The 16,827-nt window shown below is 60.3% G+C and carries 22 protein-coding genes; 11 read left to right on the top strand and 11 right to left on the bottom strand.

All coding sequences use genetic code 11. The annotated features are described in order from the left end of the window. Window positions 1-9: 9 nt before the first annotated feature. The 3 genes from ACTD9P_RS19320 (at window position 10) to ACTD9P_RS19310 (ending at window position 2,354) form a co-directional block, all read left to right on the top strand. Complete coding sequence (locus ACTD9P_RS19320; RefSeq protein WP_017137940.1) at window positions 10-474, top strand: CreA family protein; 465 nt, start codon at window positions 10-12, stop codon at window positions 472-474. Window positions 475-575: 101 nt separating this feature from the next. Beyond that, the gene (locus ACTD9P_RS19315; RefSeq protein ID WP_065930526.1) at window positions 576-1,058 is read left to right on the top strand and encodes a glutathione peroxidase; all 483 of its coding nucleotides are present in this window, start codon (window positions 576-578) and stop codon (window positions 1,056-1,058) included. Between the two features lie 192 nt (window positions 1,059-1,250). After that, a complete protein-coding gene (locus ACTD9P_RS19310; protein WP_438868950.1) occupies window positions 1,251-2,354 on the top strand; it encodes an NADH:flavin oxidoreductase in 1,104 nt (367 codons plus the stop codon). On the opposite strand, the gene ACTD9P_RS19305 is transcribed toward ACTD9P_RS19310, so the two are convergent. Further along, window positions 2,323-3,525, bottom strand: coding sequence for a glycosyltransferase family 4 protein (locus tag ACTD9P_RS19305; protein WP_438868949.1), 1,203 nt, complete (start codon window positions 3,523-3,525; stop codon window positions 2,323-2,325). The two genes, ACTD9P_RS19310 and ACTD9P_RS19305, sit on opposite strands and share 32 nt — an antisense overlap. Window positions 3,526-3,579: 54 nt before the next feature. After that, complete coding sequence (cysZ, locus tag ACTD9P_RS19300) at window positions 3,580-4,344, bottom strand: sulfate transporter CysZ (protein ID WP_438868948.1); 765 nt, start codon at window positions 4,342-4,344, stop codon at window positions 3,580-3,582. Window positions 4,345-4,636: 292 nt separating this feature from the next. Between cysZ and trxB the strand changes: the two genes are divergently transcribed. Then, complete coding sequence (gene trxB / locus ACTD9P_RS19295) at window positions 4,637-5,599, top strand: thioredoxin-disulfide reductase (RefSeq protein ID WP_010206474.1); 963 nt, start codon at window positions 4,637-4,639, stop codon at window positions 5,597-5,599. Window positions 5,600-5,780: 181 nt separating this feature from the next. Here the strand turns inward: trxB and ACTD9P_RS19290 are convergent, their stop codons facing one another. The 6 genes from ACTD9P_RS19290 to ACTD9P_RS19265 form a co-directional block, all read right to left on the bottom strand. Continuing rightward, window positions 5,781-6,122 (bottom strand): HopJ type III effector protein, encoded by a 342-nt coding sequence (locus ACTD9P_RS19290; protein ID WP_438868947.1) that lies wholly within the window; start codon window positions 6,120-6,122, stop codon window positions 5,781-5,783. Further along, complete coding sequence (locus ACTD9P_RS19285; protein ID WP_016971058.1) at window positions 6,115-6,411, bottom strand: DUF1244 domain-containing protein; 297 nt, start codon at window positions 6,409-6,411, stop codon at window positions 6,115-6,117. Before ACTD9P_RS19285 ends, ACTD9P_RS19290 begins: the two co-directional genes overlap by 8 nt. A 112-nt stretch (window positions 6,412-6,523) precedes the next feature. Next, entirely contained in the window at window positions 6,524-6,895 is a 372-nt protein-coding gene (gene folX, locus ACTD9P_RS19280) for a dihydroneopterin triphosphate 2'-epimerase (RefSeq protein ID WP_017135091.1), read from the bottom strand. Window positions 6,896-6,897: 2 nt separating this feature from the next. Next, window positions 6,898-7,458 (bottom strand): GTP cyclohydrolase I FolE, encoded by a 561-nt coding sequence (folE, locus tag ACTD9P_RS19275; protein ID WP_017135090.1) that lies wholly within the window; start codon window positions 7,456-7,458, stop codon window positions 6,898-6,900. Window positions 7,459-7,478: 20 nt separating this feature from the next. Continuing rightward, entirely contained in the window at window positions 7,479-8,189 is a 711-nt protein-coding gene (gene folM / locus ACTD9P_RS19270; RefSeq protein ID WP_438868946.1) for a dihydromonapterin reductase, read from the bottom strand. 57 nt (window positions 8,190-8,246) lie between these two features. Next, a complete protein-coding gene (locus ACTD9P_RS19265; protein ID WP_438868945.1) occupies window positions 8,247-8,804 on the bottom strand; it encodes an antibiotic biosynthesis monooxygenase in 558 nt (185 codons plus the stop codon). Between the two features lie 211 nt (window positions 8,805-9,015). On the opposite strand from ACTD9P_RS19265, the gene ACTD9P_RS19260 reads away from it, so the two are divergent. Then, a complete protein-coding gene (locus tag ACTD9P_RS19260) occupies window positions 9,016-9,975 on the top strand; it encodes a MerR family transcriptional regulator (RefSeq protein WP_438868944.1) in 960 nt (319 codons plus the stop codon). Window positions 9,976-9,977: 2 nt separating this feature from the next. On the opposite strand, the gene ACTD9P_RS19255 is transcribed toward ACTD9P_RS19260, so the two are convergent. After that, complete coding sequence (locus ACTD9P_RS19255; RefSeq protein WP_438868943.1) at window positions 9,978-10,583, bottom strand: hypothetical protein; 606 nt, start codon at window positions 10,581-10,583, stop codon at window positions 9,978-9,980. A 58-nt stretch (window positions 10,584-10,641) separates the two neighbouring features. Beyond that, window positions 10,642-11,109: a PAS domain-containing protein gene (locus tag ACTD9P_RS19250; protein WP_438868942.1), complete on the bottom strand. Its 468-nt coding sequence runs from the start codon at window positions 11,107-11,109 to the stop codon at window positions 10,642-10,644. A gap of 129 nt (window positions 11,110-11,238) precedes the next feature. Between ACTD9P_RS19250 and ACTD9P_RS19245 the strand changes: the two genes are divergently transcribed. Further along, complete coding sequence (locus ACTD9P_RS19245) at window positions 11,239-11,694, top strand: flavodoxin (protein ID WP_438868941.1); 456 nt, start codon at window positions 11,239-11,241, stop codon at window positions 11,692-11,694. Here the strand turns inward: ACTD9P_RS19245 and ACTD9P_RS19240 are convergent. Next, the gene (locus ACTD9P_RS19240; RefSeq protein WP_438868940.1) at window positions 11,675-12,571 is read right to left on the bottom strand and encodes a LysR family transcriptional regulator; all 897 of its coding nucleotides are present in this window, start codon (window positions 12,569-12,571) and stop codon (window positions 11,675-11,677) included. The two genes, ACTD9P_RS19245 and ACTD9P_RS19240, sit on opposite strands and share 20 nt — an antisense overlap. Window positions 12,572-12,668: 97 nt before the next feature. Between ACTD9P_RS19240 and ACTD9P_RS19235 the strand changes: the two genes are divergently transcribed. The 5 genes from ACTD9P_RS19235 to ACTD9P_RS19215 all read left to right on the top strand — a co-directional run bounded on the left by ACTD9P_RS19235 (window position 12,669) and on the right by ACTD9P_RS19215 (window position 16,641). Next, on the top strand, window positions 12,669-13,055 hold the full coding sequence (locus ACTD9P_RS19235; protein ID WP_438868939.1) for a CidA/LrgA family protein: 387 nt from the start codon (window positions 12,669-12,671) through the stop codon (window positions 13,053-13,055). Next, window positions 13,045-13,731 carry an LrgB family protein gene (locus ACTD9P_RS19230; RefSeq protein WP_200432550.1) on the top strand — a complete coding sequence of 229 codons (687 nt, stop codon included), beginning with the start codon at window positions 13,045-13,047 and terminating at the stop codon, window positions 13,729-13,731. Before ACTD9P_RS19235 ends, ACTD9P_RS19230 begins: the two co-directional genes overlap by 11 nt. A 140-nt stretch (window positions 13,732-13,871) precedes the next feature. After that, a complete protein-coding gene (locus ACTD9P_RS19225) occupies window positions 13,872-14,654 on the top strand; it encodes a class II aldolase/adducin family protein (RefSeq protein ID WP_438868938.1) in 783 nt (260 codons plus the stop codon). After that, window positions 14,654-15,556: an alpha/beta fold hydrolase gene (locus tag ACTD9P_RS19220; protein WP_438868937.1), complete on the top strand. Its 903-nt coding sequence runs from the start codon at window positions 14,654-14,656 to the stop codon at window positions 15,554-15,556. Before ACTD9P_RS19225 ends, ACTD9P_RS19220 begins: the two co-directional genes overlap by 1 nt. A gap of 173 nt (window positions 15,557-15,729) precedes the next feature. Next, window positions 15,730-16,641, top strand: coding sequence for an SDR family oxidoreductase (locus ACTD9P_RS19215; protein WP_438868936.1), 912 nt, complete (start codon window positions 15,730-15,732; stop codon window positions 16,639-16,641). The last annotated feature ends 186 nt before the right edge of the window (window positions 16,642-16,827 follow it).

The following is a 16,827-nucleotide window of genomic DNA, read 5'->3' as shown; positions in this document are numbered from 1 at the left end:
AAATACACGATGCGTGTCATGAAAGGATTACTCGGCCTGCTGCTGGCCATGCCGTTGCTGGCCTCGGCCGAAGAAATCGGCCAGGTGTCGACGGTGTTCAAGTTTGTCGGCCCCAACGACCGCATAGTGGTCGAGGCGTTTGATGACCCCAAGGTTGACGGCGTGACCTGCTATTTGTCGCGCGCCAAGACCGGCGGCGTCAAAGGTGGCCTGGGCCTGGCCGAAGACCGCGCCGAAGCGTCGATAGCCTGCCGTCAGGTTGGCCCGATTCACTTCAAGGGCGAGCTCAAGGATGGCGACGAAGTGTTCAAGGAGCGCACCTCGCTGGTGTTCAAGACCATGCAGGTGGTGCGCTTCCTCGACAAGAAGCGCAATACCTTGGTGTACCTGGTCTACAGCGACCGTCTGATCGAAGGCAGCCCGCAGAATGCGGTCACCGCGATTCCGATTTTGCCCTGGCCGACCGCGCAGTAACCGGCGGGCGAGTTTTTCAATCGGCGTCTATGATTGCAGGCTTGTGGTCTGTAATCTCGAACTGCCGCAACGCGAAGAACATGGGATATCTGGAGTTCGTCATGAGTGCTTTCCACGACCTGAAACTCAAAGCTTTGGACGGACAAGAGCTGCCGCTGGCGCCCTTCAAGGGGCAAGTGGTGCTGGTGGTCAACGTGGCCTCCAAATGTGGTTTGACCCCGCAATATGCGGCCTTGGAAAACCTTTATCAGCAGTACAAGGGCCAGGGTTTTACTGTGCTTGGCCTGCCATGCAACCAGTTTGCAGGCCAGGAGCCGGGCACCGAAGAGGAAATTCAGGCGTTCTGCAGCCTGAACTACGGCGTGACCTTTCCGTTGGGCAGCAAGCTTGACGTCAACGGCCACGATCGCCATCAGCTGTATCGCTTGCTGGCGGGCGAGGGCGCTGAGTTTCCCGGGGATATCACCTGGAATTTCGAGAAGTTCCTGCTCGGCAAGGACGGCCGTGTACTTGCGCGGTTCTCGCCGCGCACCGCGCCGGATGATCCGACGATCGTACAGGCCATCGAAAAAGCCCTGAGCTGAACACCTTCGGTGCAGCTTCAAGTGGCAAGCTTGAAGCTGCAAGTGGAAGCGTTCTGCCCCTCTTGTAGCTTCAAGCTTGCCGCTAACCACTGCTTTCATACCCCTTAATCACCCAGATCAATAGTGCTACCCAGCACGCTGCACGGCCCATATTATCCACATCATAAATCCCTCTTGTGTGGAGTGCCCCCAATGCCCGTCCAAGCTTTGTTCAAACCCTTCCAGCTCGGTGCACTGCAACTGTCCACCCGTGTGGTCATGGCGCCCATGACCCGTTCGTTCTCGCCGGGTGGCGTACCCAATTCCAAAGTCATCGAGTACTATCGCCGCCGCGCCGCTGCGGGTGTGGGCCTGATCATCACCGAAGGCACGGTGGTCGGCCACCAGGCCTCCAATGGCTACCCGAACGTCCCGCACTTTTACGGTGAGGCCGCATTGGCCGGCTGGAAGAAAGTGGTCGACGCAGTACACGCCGAAGGCGGCAAGATCGTCCCGCAGCTGTGGCACGTGGGCAGCGTGCGCCGTATCGGTACCGAGCCTGACGCCAGCGTGCCCGCCTACGGCCCGATGGAAAAACTCAAGGACGGCAACGTCGTCGTTCACGGCATGACCCAGCAAGACATCAAGGACGTGATCAACGCCTTCGCTCAGGCCGCCAAGGATGCCCAGAGCATTGGCATGGATGGTGTGGAGATCCACGGCGCCCACGGCTATCTGGTCGATCAGTTCTTCTGGGAAGGCAGCAACCAGCGCACTGACGAATACGGCGGCAGCCTGGCTAACCGCTCGCGTTTTGCCATCGAATTGATCCAGGCCACCCGCGCCGCCGTCGGCCCGGACTTTCCGATCATCTTGCGCTTTTCTCAGTGGAAGCAGCAGGACTACACCGCACGCCTGGTGCAAACTCCCGAGGCGCTGGCTGAATTCCTCAAGCCGTTGTCCGACGCCGGTGTGGATATTTTCCACTGCTCCACGCGTCGGTTCTGGGAACCGGAATTCGAAGGCTCAGACCTCAACCTGGCCGGCTGGACCCGCCAGCTCACCGGCAAGCCGACCATCACCGTGGGCAGCGTGGGCCTGGACGGCGAGTTCCTGCAGTTCATGGTCAACACCGACAAGGTCGCACAACCGGCCAGCCTGGAAAAACTGCTGGAGCGCCTGAACAACGACGAGTTCGACCTGGTTGCCGTGGGCCGTGCCCTGCTGGTAGACCCGGACTGGGCCGTGAAGGTGCGCGAAGGTCGTGAGGGCGACATTCTGCCGTTCAGTCGTGAGGCGTTGACGAGCCTGGTGTAAGGGGCGACAGGACGGGCACCGGGTGCCCGTCCTTGCACACCCCGCGTAATTGACGTTCAAACTGCTCAATGATTGCCGGCCAACCCTGGCGGCTTGCATGTTGGCGAGCATTCAAACGCATGCGGCGCAAACTCTCCGCATCTTCCAGCAGCCAGTTGGCAGCGTCACAAAACGCATCCTCATCCCCCGGCATTGCGAGCACGCCGTTGTAGCCATGGCGAATATGCTGGGTGGCGGCTGCCTGATCGTAAGCCACCACACCCAGTCCCGAGGCCATGGCTTCCAGCACCACGTTGCCGAAGGTTTCGGTCAGGCTGGGGAACAGGAACACATCGCCGGACGCGTAGTGCCGCGCCAGTTCTTCACCGCGCAGGGTGCCGCAGAAAATCGCCTCGGGCAGTTCCTTTTCCATCGTCGCCCGTTGCGGGCCGTCGCCGACGATGATCAGTTTCATCTGGCGCAGTGGGTAGGTGTCCTGCAAGGTTTCGAAGCAGCGCTTGAGCAGTCCCAGATTTTTTTCCTGTGCCAGGCGGCCCACATGCAATACGGCGATCTGGTCGCTGTTGAGCGCCCAGCTTTCACGCAGTGCATGATCGCGCTTGGCGGGGTGGAACAACTGGCTGTCGACGCCGCGGGACAACATGCCCAGACGCTGGAAGTGGCGACGTTCCAACTCCAGGCGCTGGCTGGCGCTGGGCACCAGGGTCAGGGTCGAGCGGTTGTGAAACCAGCGCAAGTAATGGGTGACCATGCGGCTGAGCAGGCTCAAGCCATATTGATTGGAGTACTGCTGGAAGTTTGTGTGAAACCCGCTGACCACGCTGATCCCCAGGCGCCGCGCCGCACGTAGCGCCGACAGCCCCAGCGGCCCTTCAGTGGCGATGTACAGCACGTCCGGACGCTGGCGTGTCCAACGCCGCAGCAACTTGTGCATCGACGACTGGCCCCATTGCAGCCCCGGGTAACCCGGTAACGGCCAGCCGCGACACAGCAGCAATCCATCGTCGCTGGGGCGGCTTTGATCGACGCCCTGGCGCGGGCGTACCAACTCAACCTGATGGCCACGCGCGCGCAAACCCTCGCACAGGCGGCCAAGGGTATTGGCCACCCCATTGATCTCCGGCGGGAAGGTTTCAGTAATCAGGGTGATGTGGAGCGAGGCTGTCGTCATGACCCACAGTGTCACTGTGGGCCATGTCGTCATTGTGACTTTAGGATGATGGATTTATGACTTGGCGACCGCCTGCCGCACCATCGCCTCGGCACCTTGCTCACGCACCCAGAACAACGTGGCTCCCGCCACCGCCGCCGGCATCATCAGCAGGTTCACCACCGGCACCAGCAGCACCAGATAAACAATGCCGCCAAAGCTCATGCTCTGCCAACGCTTCTGACGCAGCCAGGCGAGCATTTCGTTCCAGCCCAGCTTGTGGTTGTCTGCCGGGTAGTCGATGTATTGGATCGCCATCATCCACACGCCGAACAGCAGCCACAGCGGCGCGGCGATCAGGTTGACCACCGGAATGAACGACAGGATAAACAGGCCGATGGCGCGTGGCAGGAAGTAACCCAGCTTGCGCATTTCCCGCGCCAGGGTGCGCGGCACCATGGCCATCAACTCGCCCCAGCTGAAGGCGGGGAAGTCGTCAGTACCGCGCACCACCACCTCGACTTTCTCCGAAAGAAAACCGTTGAACGGCGCGGCGATGATATTGGCGAGCATGGTGAAGGTGAAAAACACCATCAACACCACCAGCACCACAAACAAGGGCCACAGGATGTAGCTGAGGAAACTCAGCCAGCCAGGCAGCGTCGGCATCAAGGTGTCGACCCACAGGCTGAACTGATGGCCGGCGAAATAGATCAAACCGACGAACAGCACCAGGTTGATCGCCAACGGCAGCAGTACAAACAGGCGCAGGCCAGGGCTCAACACCAGTTTGAGGCCTTCACGCAGGTATTGCGGGCCAGAAAGAGCAGGGGCGGGCATGGATAACTCCGAGCAAGAAGACGAACGCGCCGACCTTACCGGCTTTGCCTCTTCGGCGAAAGCGGCGACATCAGCGGTAACATCTGGGCAACCAGGGTGTCGATTAACCGCGGCGACTGCATAGAGACCACCTATGAGCTGGATTGTTATTCCGTATTTCCTTAATCTTGCCCCCCTCTATACGCTGCACCCATTATTTTCAGGGCCTGCGAGTTCAAGCCTTCCCCAAGTGCTTCGCGGTCCTTTTTTATTCCAGCTGCCTTGTGGTCCGGGCGGTCGATAGGAGTGAGTCATGTCTGATACCCGTCATTCGCGAGTGATTATTCTCGGTTCCGGCCCTGCCGGTTACAGCGCTGCGGTCTACGCTGCCCGGGCCAACCTCAAGCCGCTGCTGATTACCGGCATGCAGGCAGGCGGTCAGTTGACCACCACCACTGAAGTCGACAACTGGCCGGGCGACGTGCACGGCCTGACCGGCCCGGTGCTGATGGAGCGTATGAAAGAGCACGCCGAGCGCTTTGAAACCGAGATCGTGTTCGACCACATCAACCAGGTCGACTTCTCGAAAAAGCCTTACAGCCTGACTGGCGACAGCGGTGTCTATACCTGTGACGCGCTGATCATCGCTACCGGCGCCAGCGCCCGTTACCTGGGCCTGCCATCCGAAGAAGCGTTCATGGGCAAAGGCGTCTCCGCCTGTGCGACCTGCGACGGTTTCTTCTACCGCAACAAGCCGGTCGCTGTAGTCGGTGGCGGCAACACCGCCGTGGAAGAAGCGCTGTACCTGGCCAACATCGCCAGCACCGTGACCCTGGTTCACCGCCGCGAGACCTTCCGCGCCGAGAAGATCCTGATCGACAAACTGCACGCCCGTGTAGCTGAAGGCAAGATCATCCTCAAGCTCAACGCCACCCTGGATGAAGTCCTGGGCGACAACATGGGCGTGACCGGTGCTCGCCTGAAAAACAACGACGGCAGCTTCGACGAGCTGAAAGTCGACGGCGTGTTCATCGCCATCGGTCACACCCCGAACACCTCGCTGTTCGAAGGCGTGCTTGAAGCCAAAGACGGCTACCTGGTGGTACAAGGCGGCCGTGAAGGCAACGCCACTGCGACCAACATCGAAGGCATCTTCGCCGCCGGTGACGTGGCTGACCACGTGTACCGCCAGGCCATCACCTCGGCCGGCGCCGGATGCATGGCGGCGTTGGACGCCGAGCGTTACCTCGACGGTTTGAAGGACGCTTCGTTCTAAACCCGTTGAAATAAAAAAACCGGCTGAGAGGCCGGTTTTTTTATGCCCAGGGTTTAGGGGCAACATAGATCAAATGTGGGAGCGGGCTTGCTCGCGAATGCGGAGTGTCAGTCACAGAATATTTCTCTGATACACCGCCTTCGCGAGCAAGCCCGCTCCCACATTTTGATTTGCATCTGTCTCAGGATTTGCGGGTCAGGGGCTGTGCGGTGAACTTCACGCCGGCCAAGCCGTTCGCAATCAACGCGCGGATATTGCCGTGATCACTGCCCTCTGGCGTTGCCACCACCGAACGGTAATGCTCTCCAAACGCCAGCAATGCTTCCTGATCGCTCAAGCCTTCCAGCAGCGCCAGGCCCAAGGTCTTGCACGAGCCCTCATTCTGGCCAGCGGCATTTTCTACGCCGCCATTGGTAAAAGCCTGCGGCTGGTAGTCGTAACCGGCAGCCACAAAGGCCAGGGTGTCGGCAAAAACATGTTCGCCGCTGTTGAGGCTGGCGCGCAGGGTGTTCAAATCAGTCATGGGGTTTTCCTTTGGCGAACGCCGCCTGTTGGTCGGCGCTGGCTTCTTTCTGGTATTGGGCTTTCCACTCGGCATACGGCATGCCGTACACCACTTCGCGGGCGTCATCGAGGCTCAGCTCGATGTGGCGCTCGTCGGCCTCGGCCTTGTACCACTTCGATAAGCAGTTGCGGCAAAAGCCCGAGAGGTTCATCAGGTCGATGTTCTGCACATCCTTGCGGCTGTCCAGGTGGGCCACCAGCCGGCGAAAGGCGGCGGCTTCGAGTTCGAGGCGTTGTTGATCGTTCATGGTGGTCTCTTTGAGACAGCTTCAAGCGGGCAAGCTTCAAGCTGCAAGTTGGAGTGTGGTTGGCTTTAGCTTGTGGCTTTAACTTGTGGCTTGAAGCCTAGCCGCTTGAGGCTTAGCGGCTCGCCGCGAGGGTTATCGACACCGACTCGGCAAAGCGCAGCGCATGGGGCTTGTCCACTTCGACTTCGGCGTACAGCACCGATTCATTGCTCATCACCAGGTCCAGCAGCTCTTGCGTCAAGCGCTCCAGCAAGGCAAAGCGATTGCCTTCGACGTGGGCGATGATCGCCTTGGTGATGGTGCGGTAATTCAGCGCGTGGTCGATGTCGTTATCGCGCACGGCTTCCTGGGCGGCATACAGGATGGTGAGGTTGATCAGCACGTCCTGCTTGTTGTTGATCTCGTCTTCGTTGATGCCGATAAAGGTGCGCAGGCACAGGTCCTTGACCCGGATGCGCGCCATGCCTGGTTGAAGTTGTGGCATTGCTACTTGCTCCGTCCAATCAGTTGCAGGAACTCCATGCGCGTGGTGTTCGACTCGCGGAACGCGCCGAGCATCACCGAGGTGTTCATGGTTGAATTCTGTTTTTCCACGCCGCGCATCATCATGCACATATGTTTGGCTTCGATCACCACCGCCACGCCTGCGGCCTGGGTGACTTGCTGGATCGCGTCGGCGATCTGCCGCGTGAGGTTTTCCTGGATCTGCAGGCGCCGCGCGTACATGTCGACAATGCGCGCCAGCTTCGACAGGCCCAGCACCTTGCCGGTCGGTATATAGGCCACGTGGGCCTTGCCGATAAAGGGCAGCAAGTGGTGCTCGCACAGCGAATACAGCTCGATGTCCTTGAGGATCACCATCTCGTCGTTATCGGAGGCGAACAATGCGCCGTTGACGATGGTTTCCAGGTCCTGCTCGTAGCCATGACACAGGTACTGCATGGCCTTGGCGGCACGCTTGGGGGTGTCGAGCAAGCCTTCGCGCTCCGGGTCTTCGCCCAGGCCTTTGAGGATTTCGCGGTAGTGTTGGGGCAGGGATAAGGTCATACAACATCCTCACAAACGGCTTACTTGATATGCCGCCCGCCGTTGACGGTCAGGGTGGTTCCGGTGACATACGGGTTGTCCAGCAGGTAACGCACACTCTGGTAGATCACATCAGGCCCAGGCTCGATGCCCAGCGCCGACTTGGCCAGTACCTTGGCGCGGTATGCCGCATCGTCGCCCGCGTTGAACATCACCATCGCCGGCGCGATGCCGTTGACCTTGATCAGCGGCGCAAACTGCGCGGCGAACGACAGCGTGAGGCTGTCGAGGCCGGCCTTGGTGGCGCAGTAGGCGATGTGCTGGCGGCTGCCCTTGCGCACCACGTCATCGCTGATGTGCACGATATCGGCCGGTGTCGAGCGTTGCAGTAAAGGTGAACAATGCAGGTTGATCAGATACGGCGCAAGCATGTGCACGCTGAACATGTCGGCAAAGGCGCGGCTTTCGTCGCCGGGTGTTTCTGCAACCCACGCCGACGCGTTGTGGATGATCGCACGCAGGCTGTCGGTATGGGTTTTCAGCTCGGCGATAAAGGCCAGAATCCCGGCTTCAGTGGAGAAGTCGGCAAACACGCCAAGCGCGCCGCGCGCGCGCAAGGCCTCAACGCCTGGGCGTTCACTGCGGTAGCTGAAAATCACCGCGTGGCCTTCGTCCAGCAGGCGCTCGGCACAATAAAGGCCGACACGCTGGCCGGCACCGGTGATCAGGATCGGGGCGTTGGTTACCGTCATGGGAGGCTCGAGTCGCTGGCAGGTTGAAACTATACCAGCGACCGGCCACGCCTGTACTCAAGCGGGGGCTTGGGTCGCCTTGGGCGTCGGCGTTGGATGCAACCAACTCGCCAACAGATGGGTCGAGAGCGGGATAAAGAAGTAAACCATCAGCGGCGTGAGTGCCAGGGTACTGACCAGCACACGCGGAAACATGTCCAGCTCGCTGAGCAGCGGCCCCAGGCCGAAGTTGAAGATCAGCGACACCGGGAAAAATGCCAGCCAGATCGCCACCGCCTGTTTCCAGCGCGGAGGCCGTGCGCCCACGGCGCCGAACCAGCCATCGATGCCGCTGACGCGATGCTCGGACGGGTCGGCAAACAGTTCGCTGCCACGGCTTAGCCAAGCGCTGCGCGAAGCGGAGAACTCCCAGGCATGCAGGGTTTTTTCATCGGCGAAGCGGAAGATGATCTGAAATTCATCATCATTGGGCGGCGGCGCAAGCACGCCGGAACCCAGGTAGCCGGGGAAGTCGGTGGCCAATTGCTCGCCTTCACGCAGCCAGGCCATCAATTCTTCATAGCGCCCTTTGGCCACGCGGCGCGCAACCATCAAGGTGACGGGAGAGGTAGACATTGTGTATCTCCAAGTAATCAGGTGCGCTGAGCCGGGTAGGCGGCGCACTCAGGTGGCGACCGGGTAAGGTCATCACCAAAAAACAGGCAAGGATTATTCCTGTTTTCAAGAAATACACCAGTGACATTGGTCTGACAGGCCAGCCCTTGAAAAGGACAAGTCTAAAAGCGTTAAATGGGATCCACATTTGGATGGATGTTTCCGATCTCTGATGCCTGAAATAACTGCTCAAACTCGCGAGAATACCCCGGCTCACGTCTCTGACCCGGATGAGCTGTTCCCGATCCGTGATGTCTCGAGAATGACAGGTGTCAACCCGGTCACCCTGCGTGCCTGGGAGCGTCGTTATGGCCTGATCCAGCCAACGCGCACCGAAAGTGGGCATCGGCTCTACTCCAACGCCGATATTATGACCGTCAATCGCATTCTCGATTGGATCGAGCGCGGCGTGGCGGTGAGCAAGGTCGGCAAGATCCTCGCACGTGACGATCTACAGGCTTTGGCTATCCATGGCGAGGGCAATGGCGTCGATGAGCAGGAGTGGTCACAGTGGCGTACGCGGTTGATGCACGCCGTCAGCGCCTTTGACGAACGTCAGTTGGAAAGCCTTTACGGGCAGATTTTTGCCACCTACCCATTGAGCGTGGCATTCCAGGACATCCTGATGCCGCTCTGGAGTGAACTGCTGCGCCACCAGGGCCGTTTCGGCCAAGCCAGTGAGTGGCTTTTTTACGACACCTTCCTGCGCATGCATACCTTTGAGCGCTTAAGGCTTGCGAGCAACTCACTGGCGCCGCGGGTGTTGCTGGTGGCCATGCCGGGCGAATGCCGTAAATTGGAACTGCTGGTAGCGGCGCTGATGCTCAGTCACGAAGACACGCCGGTGAAAGTGCTGGGCATGGGCCAGCCCTTTGATGAACTGACACTGGTGTGTGAAAAGATTCGCCCCAGGGCATTGGTGATTTTCTCCAACCATTCGCACAACCATGATCTGAACGCGCGCCTGAGTCGCCTGGCACTGACCCTGGATTGCCCGCTGTTACTGGCTGGTGCTGCTGCGGATCTGGCCGAGGATAACCTGGCCGGCTCGCCCATCGGTTGCCTGGGCAGTGAAGGGCGCCAGATGCAGAGCCGCTTGCAGCAGTTTCTGGCAGGCCGCCTGGACACCTGATTTCAGGCGTGTACGTGGGGATGGACCAACCGGTGCTGATGCAGGATGAACTGGCGCAACCGTTCGATTTCATCCGCGTCACTCTGGTTCAGGCGATAAGCGAACAGGCCGCGCGCGGTTTCCCGTTCCAGCGTGCCGCGCAAGGCAATACGCTCGTAACCGGAAGGGCTGAACCACAGCGAAAAGGTTTTCGGCGGTTTGACCCGGCCGCGAATCTCCACCAGCACACCCTTGAATGACACCTCATGCACCCATAACGCAGCAGGGTTGCCCCTGACGTTCTCCAATGCGACGGGTGTTTCAAGGGCCAGGCGCCATGGACGGATCATCGGCCCGTCTTCAAAAATGCTGGGCACGCCCAAGCGCAGATGCACCGCATGAAACTCGTCTTCCACCAAGTGCAGCGGGAAGGTCAGTTGCTGGTTGTCGAACTGCGCCTGGATGGTGACGTGGTCGTGCGCGGCCAACCGCGTGAGCAAATCGCGAATCTGCGCACCGCCATTAACCGTCAGGCTCGACCAGGCATCCCGCACGTTCAGCTGCGGGTTGTGCTGCATGTCCTGGATGAAATCCAGTTCGTCCTGCGTCAATAGGGCGTCGCGGTGCATTGATGTAGCTCAAGGATGAGGCATTAAAAAGCCATTATCGCTCTAAAGACTGCATTTTTTACATTTTGTTAATTCCGCTCGTCGCCTTGAGTGCTGCCAGCTCGTTTTCAAGCTTGGTCACCTGGGCTTCCAGCTGCGCGACACGTTGCTGCGCTTTCACCTGCAGGGTGACGTCTTTTTGCACGCCGACGAAGTAGGTTTGCTTATCGGCCTCGTTGTAAACCGTGGAAAGCGATAGCTCGTTCCAGAAATGCGTGCCGTCCCTGCGGTAATTGCGCAGGATCTCCCGGCAGGCGCCACCGCTGTCGAGGGCATCACGAATGGCCATCAGCGCCGGCTGATCGCGGTCACCCGCCTGCAGGAAGCGGCAGTCCTGATACAGGATGTCGTCCAAGGCGTAACCGGTCATGCGCTCGAACGCCGGGTTCACGTAGATCACTGGTTTGTCCTGGCCTTCACGTTCGGCGACGACGATGCCGTCGTTAGAGGCGTTGATCACCAGTTGCATGAGTTTGGCGTTGATCATTGAGCAGTCCATGGCGCGTTTTTAGAGTCTGAATTCTATGGCAACTTTTGAATGTTGCACGGTGTGCGCTGAAATATTTGCATCAGCTGCTAATATCCCACGCTTTCGCTCAACCACAGGATCAGATTGATGAAAGTCGCCATCCTTTCCGGCTCGGTCTACGGCACCGCTGAAGAAGTCGCCCGCCACGCCGCCGGTATCCTCAACGCCGCCGGTTTTGAAGCCTGGCACAACCCACGCGCCACCTTGGCCGAGGTGCAGGCCTTTGCCCCCGACGCGTTCCTGGCGGTCACATCGACCACCGGCATGGGGGAGCTGCCCGACAACCTGCAACCGCTGTATTCGAGCATTCGCGACCAACTGCCAGCCGCCTGGCGCGGCCTGCCCGGTGCGGTGATCGGCCTGGGCGACGCCAGCTATGGCGACACGTTCTGCGGTGGCGGCGAGCAAATGCGCGAACTGTTCGGTGAGCTGGGCGTACGCGAAGTGCTGCCGATGCTGCGCCTGGATGCCAGCGAAAGCGTGACCCCGGAAGCTGACGCTGAGCCGTGGCTGGCCGAGTTGGTCACTGCACTGCGCGCTTGACCGGGAATTCACGCAGCAAGGCCAGCCACGCCTGGGCGGCTTTCGACAGATAGGCGCCCTCACGCCAGATAAAGGCGATGTCCCAGCGCAGGAAATCGGGCGCCTTGAGCGTCAGGCGCACCACGCCCGGTCGCACCAGCCCACGGGCAACTACGCTGGGCAACAACACCACGCCTTGGCCGGCCGCGACCAGGGCAACCAGAAAATCCGCCTGGCCGCTGCGCCCGATTTCCTTGGGCGTGAAGCCCAGTTGCTGGCACGCCTGCATCAGCCGGTCATTGAGCACAAAACTGCGCTGGTACATCAGGAACGGCGTGTCCGCCAATTCTTCCAGGCGAACCTGGGCGTTGTCGGCCAGCGGATGGTCAATTGGCAGCAAGGCGTCCAAGGGTTCATCACAGAAGAGTTGCCAGGCGAACGCCGGGTCGCTGGGCATCAAGGTGCCGCCCACGTCCAGCTCACCATTGAGAATCGCCTGCTCGATGGTGCGGCTGCCGCCTTCGAGCAATTGGATGGAGACCTTCGGGTAGCGGCGGCGGTATTCGGCGAACAACCCGGCGAACAAGGTATCGCCCGCGAGCAGCGGCAAGCCCAAACGCAACTCACCGCGCGTGAGTTGTTGCATGTCATCCAGCTCACTGATCAGCTCGGTCTGCAGGCGCAACATGGCCTCGGCGCGCTGCAATACCACCTCGCCGCTGGCGGTCAGGCGGATGTGTGAACCGGTGCGCTCCAGCAGCGGCGTGCCGAGGCTTTGCTCCAGCTGCGCGACTTGCTTGCTCACCGCCGATTGGCTGATGTGCAGGGTTTTACCGGCTTGGGTAAAGCCCCCGCGGTGGACCACTTCGACGAAGCTGCGCAGCTGTTTGAATTCCATAGCGTGATTCCAGTTTGGAATAGCATGCAGTCTAACAATTCGCTTTGGGTATGGGGACGCTCTCATTAAAATGAGTGCCTGTGAGGACCCAAAGCCCATGAAACGTTTCACCTTCAAACATCTCGGCCGCCTGCTCACGGAGTTGGTGGTACTGCTGGCCATTTATCTGCTCGGCACCCAGCTGTCGGTGTGGTTCGCGTGGCCGATTCCGGGCGGTGTGGTGGGCCTTGGCCTGTTGCTGGCGGCTTTCGCCAGTGGCCTGGTCAAGCCGGCAGCCCTGCAACTGGGCGCCGGGGTGTTGATGGCGGAGATGCTGTTGTTCTTTATCCCGGCCCTGATGAGCCTGCTCGACTACGGTGGCCTGGTGCGCAATGACGGCTGGCGCATCCTGCTGGTGATTGGCTTCAGCACACTGGCGGTGATGCTGGTGACTGCGTTCACCGTGGAGATGGTCTGCCGCTGGAGCCTGCGCCGTGAAGCTTGAACTGATGCCGGTGTTCTGGCTTGCCCTGACCTTGGCCGCCTATGTGTTCAGCCGCTGGATCTATAGCCGCACCGGCCGCTACTTGTTGTCTCCCTTGATTCTGGTGCCGGCGCTGCTGCTGGCGGTGGCGGTGCCGATGAAAACCGCCTATGCCGAATACGCCACCGACACTCACTGGCTGATGCTGGTGCTGGGGCCGGTTACCGTGGCGTTCGCCGTGCCGATCTGGCAACAGCGGCGCTTGTTGGCGCGCCACTGGTCGGCATTGTTGCTGGGCATGGTGGCGGGCAGCGCAGCCTCCATAGGCACCTCGTTCGGGCTGGCCAAGGCGCTGGCCTTGAACAGTTCGGTCACGATGTCGCTGTTACCCCGCTCGATCACCACACCCTTTGCCATGCCGGTGTCCTCGGACCTTGGCGGCGTGCCGGAACTGACGGCGGTGTTCGTGATGTTCACCGGTGTGTTCGGCGCCATGCTCGGCGGCGTTTTACTCAAATGGTTGCCACTGCGTACACCCTTGGCCCGTGGCGCATTGTTCGGTGTGGGCGCGCATGGCGCGGGCGTCAGCCGGGCGCGCGAAGTCGGCGGCGAAGAGGGCTCGGTGGCGGGCCTGGTGATGGTGCTGACGGGCTTGCTCAACTTGTTCGCCGTGCCTTTATTGGCGGCACTTCTCTGACACCGTTTGTACTATTCTCATGACTGACTCGCTCAGTCATCAAGCTGGCTGCCAAGGCAACTCCTTGCGCCACGGCGTCTGACTAGACTGGCCCCTCATCCAAAAAAATAATAATAAAGCGAACCAAGGAGGTTGTTGCCGTGAGCCTAGCCCCTGTTCTATCGCCACAGAATGTCAAAGACCAGGTCAGCGCTGCCGAATGGCAGACCCGCGTCGACTTGGCGGCCTGCTATCGCCTGGTGGCGCTGCATGGCTGGGACGACCTGATCTTCACGCATATTTCCGCCAAGGTGCCGGGCACCGATGATTTCCTGATCAACCCCTATGGCCTGATGTTCCATGAGATAACGGCGTCGAGCCTGGTCAAGGTCGATCAGGCCGGCAACAAGCTGATGGACAGCCCTTACGAGATCAACCCCGCTGGCTACACCATCCACAGTGCCATCCATGAAGTGCGCCACGATGTGGTCTGTGTGCTGCACACCCACACCGCCGCGGGCGTTGCGGTATCGGCGCAGAAGCAGGGCGTGTTGCCGATCAGCCAGCAATCCACCTTTGTCTTGTCCAGCCTGGCCTATCACGCCTATGAGGGCGTGGCGCTCAACCCTGAGGAGAAGGCCCGCTTACAGGCGGACCTCGGTGATAACAATTTCCTCATGCTGCACAACCACGGCCTGTTGACCTGCGCCGGCTCCATCGCCGACACGTTTTTAATGATGTTCACCTTCCAGCGCGCGTGCGACATCCAGGTGCTGGCGCAAAACGGCGGCGCCGAATTGATTGCCATCGAGCCGCAGATTCTGGCGGGGGCCAAGGCGATGGTGGCGGCTGTCACAAAAAGCGCTCAGGGTATGGGGGGGGCGCTGGCATGGCCGGCGCTGTTGCGTAAATTGGACCTGCAAGATCCCGGGTATAAAAGCTGATGCCACTCGCCGAGATACCGCTCAGAGCCTGGCGCAAACGTGGCCAGGAATTCCTCTTTCGTGGCCACGTGATCCGTTACTGGGTGGCGGGGCAGGGTGAGCCCTTGCTGCTGATTCATGGCTTCCCTACCGCCAGTTGGGACTGGCATTACCTGTGGCAGCCCCTGGCCCAGCGCAACTTGGTGATCGCCTGCGACATGCTCGGTTTTGGCGATTCGGCCAAGCCGTTGAACCACGATTACTGCCTGCTGGAGCAAGCTGACCTGCAACAGGCGCTGCTCGAACACTTGCGCGTGGAACAGCCCGTGCATGTGTTGGCCCATGACTATGGCGACAGCGTGGCCCAGGAATTACTGGCGCGCCATTACGACGGTCGCTTCCAGATGGCCAGCTGTGTGTTCCTCAATGGCGGGCTGTTTCCCGAGACCCATCGCCCGGCGCTGGTGCAGAAACTCTTGCTCAGCCCACTCGGCTGGATGATCGGCCGCGCCTTTGGGCGTAATGCCTTGTCGAACAGTTTCAGCCAGATTTTCGGCCCGAACACGCGGCCCAGTGAAAGTGCACTGGATGACTTCTGGAGCCTGATTGACTGCAATGACGGTCCGCGCATCCTGCATAAGTTGATTGCTTACATCCCCCAGCGCCGGCGTATGCGTGAACGTTGGGTGGCGGCGATGCAACGCGATGAGGTGCCGTTGCGGGTGATCGACGGCGAAGTCGATCCCATTTCCGGCGCGCACATGGTGGAGCGTTATCACCAGTTGGTGCCCAATGCTGACTCGGTGTCGCTGGCCAATATCGGCCACTACCCGCAGATCGAAGCGCCAGTGCTGGTGCTCAAGCATTACCTGGGGTTTCGTGAACGCATTGGTCAGCTGGCGCCGCGATTAGCTTACTCCTGAGGCCAATCCGGTGCTGCTGCGCAGCCCAGCGGGAGCAAGCGCCCTCGCCACAACAGCGATTTAATCATCCCGCTGCCTTATCGAGCACCATTCAGCCTCGGCCGTGTTTATTGTGACCCACGGCTGCGTGCGTGACACTCAACCCATTGCCAATGTCGCCAACGGAGTTCGGTATGAGTGAGTCAGTGCAGTTCCAGGATAAGGTCGTGATCGTCACCGGTGCCGGCGGCGGGTTGGGCCGTGCCCATGCGCTGCTGTTTGCCAGGCACGGGGCCAAAGTGCTGGTCAACGACCTCGGCGGTTCGGCCCAGGGCGAAGGCGCGAATGCCTCGGCCGCCGACCGTGTTGTGGCTGAGATCCGTGAAGCGGGCGGTACTGCCGAGGCCAACCATGACTCCGTAACCGAGGGGGACAAGATCGTCCAGCATGCCCTCGACGTGTTCGGCCGTGTCGACGTGGTGGTCAACAACGCCGGCATCCTGCGCGACAAGACCTTCCACAAGATGGACGACAGTGACTGGGATTTGGTCTACCGCGTGCATGTCGAAGGTGCCTACAAAGTCACCCGCGCCGCCTGGCCGCACATGCGCGAGCAGGGTTATGGCCGCGTGATCTTTACCGCGTCCACCTCGGGCATCTATGGCAACTTCGGGCAGTCCAACTACGGCATGGCCAAGCTGGGTCTGTATGGCTTGACCCGCACCCTGGCGCTGGAAGGGCGCAAGAACAACATTCTGGTCAATGCCATCGCCCCCACCGGCGGCACGCGCATGACCGAAGGCCTGATCCCGCCGCAGGTATTCGAGCGCCTCAAGCCGGAACTGGTCAGCCCATTGGTGGTGTACCTGGGTAGCGAGGCATGCCAGGACACCTCCGGGTTGTTCGAAGTCGGCGGCGGCTGGATCGGCAAGACCCGTTGGGAACGCAGCCTGGGTGTGGGTTTTGACCCAGAGGCCGGGTTCTCACCCGACGATGTGGCGGCGCACTGGGCGCAGATCTGCGACTTCGAAGGCGCCGCGCACCCCAAGGACAACATCGAAGCGTTGAAAGAGATGATGGCCAATTTGCAGAAGTTCAGCCTCTGATCGTTGCTTGAACACGTTTGAATACTACGGGGCGCTACAGGCGCCCCGTTTTATTTTGGGCATAGAGTAGGAGGCGGATTCACATCCGCCGTCCTCTCACACCACCGTACGTACGGTTCCGTATACGGCGGTTCAGGTTATGCGGTTAAGCCGGTTTATCGTATCCAGTATTGAGACCAGTCCGAG

The sequence above is a fragment of the Pseudomonas onubensis genome (assembly GCF_965653655.1).
Classification (GTDB): Bacteria; Pseudomonadota; Gammaproteobacteria; order Pseudomonadales; family Pseudomonadaceae; genus Aquipseudomonas.
Note: the sequence above shows the minus strand (reverse complement) of the source record. Positions and strands in the feature narration are given on the sequence as shown.